The 1,532-nt window shown below is 41.9% G+C and carries 1 protein-coding gene; it reads left to right on the top strand.

Going from position 1 to position 1,532, the window contains the following annotated elements; all coding sequences use genetic code 11:
• Positions 1-59 precede the first annotated feature (59 nt).
• A complete protein-coding gene (locus AC1DPQ_RS27370) occupies positions 60-1,277 on the top strand; it encodes a thioredoxin family protein (protein WP_477611507.1) in 1,218 nt (405 codons plus the stop codon).
• The last annotated feature ends 255 nt before the right edge of the window (positions 1,278-1,532 follow it).

The following is a 1,532-nucleotide window of genomic DNA, read 5'->3' as shown; positions in this document are numbered from 1 at the left end:
TGATAGAATTGTCCCGTTAAAATGTAATCACCCAAAGAAACTTATAGAAAACAAACTGTATGAAAAAATTATTTTTAATATTCCTGTTGCTGCCTTTTATCGGTACGGCCCAAGTTAAAGGCACACATTTTGAACATGGGCTTTCCTGGCAGCAGGTAAAAGATAAAGCTAAAAAAGAGAACAAATACCTTTTGGTAGACTGCTTTACAACCTGGTGCGGCCCTTGCAAATACATGGCCAGTACCATTTTTCCGCAGGAAAAGGTCGGCGAATTCTTCAACAAAAACTTTGTAAATGTTAAGATACAGTTCGATCAAACCAAAAATGATAGCGAAGAAGTTAAAAGTTGGTATGCGGATGCCCAATCGATGAGCAAAGAGTTCAAGATAAATGCCTATCCTACCTTTCTGATCTTTTCTCCGCAGGGCAAGCTCGTACACCGTATTGTAGGCGGTGGAGAGGCAGATGAATTTATCGCCAAAGCGAAGATGGCACTGAACCCAGAAACCCAATATTACACGCTACTGAAAAAAAGCGAGTCTGGAAATGCTGCTCCTGAGACCCTGAAACAGTTGGCAGTTAGTGCCGAAGCAGCCTATGATGAGGAAAACTCCGAAAAGTTTGCCAGCGCTTACATGGCTACACAAAAAGACCTGTATACCAAAGAGAACCTGGAATTTGTTAGCAAATACACCAGAAGCAGCCAAAGCAAGGGATTTGACCTGATGTTAAAAGATCCTGAAAAAGTAGATGCTGTTCTGGGAAAAGGAAAATCAAATGAAATCCTGAGTGCCGTTGTTCTGGAGGAAAATATTTATCCCGGACTTCGAAAATCCAATGTCAATGTAGATTCACTGGTTGCTGCCGCACAGGCGAAATACCCAACAGTAGACATCAGTAAAGCCACCGAACTGATAAAGATTCAGGTTTTTCATGCCGAAAAAAAATGGGACAAATTTCAGCCGGCAATACTAAGTTATATGAAAAAATACGGTGCCGAAGTAAGCGCTGATATGTTGAATTTCTTTGCATGGGCGGTTTTTGAAAACTGTAAAGATACTAACTGTATTACTGAGGCGCTGAGCTGGAGTAAACGCAGCGTGGATGAGACCCAAAACAAGGAGCCTGCCTACCTGGACACCTATGCCAACCTGCTGTATAAGCTGGGCAAAAAGGACCAGGCGATTGCCATGCAGCAGAAAGCGGTGGACCTGGTTGCAGCCGAAAATAAAGCGAAATACCAGGTTACGTTGGAGAAAATGAAAAAAGGCGAATAAACCTTTAAGATTAAGTAAAAGGGATGCAGTTCATGACACTGCATCCCTTTTTTTATTGTGTCCTGACATAGGCCTCAGCAATAAGGTTGTGCTGTAAGCAAGCATCTCCATGCCGAAATAACGCAGCCAACTTACCATATATAAAATAATCCTGCATTTAAAAATCGTACTCCGTTTACCGAGGCAAGTTAAAAATTCACGCTAATTTTTGAGCTCAAGCAAGCCGCGAATCAATGAATTGCGATTCTTGATGGC

It is taken from the genome of Pedobacter sp. 01T416_2 (assembly GCF_056398925.1).
This window is presented reverse-complemented; position numbering and strand designations above follow the sequence as displayed.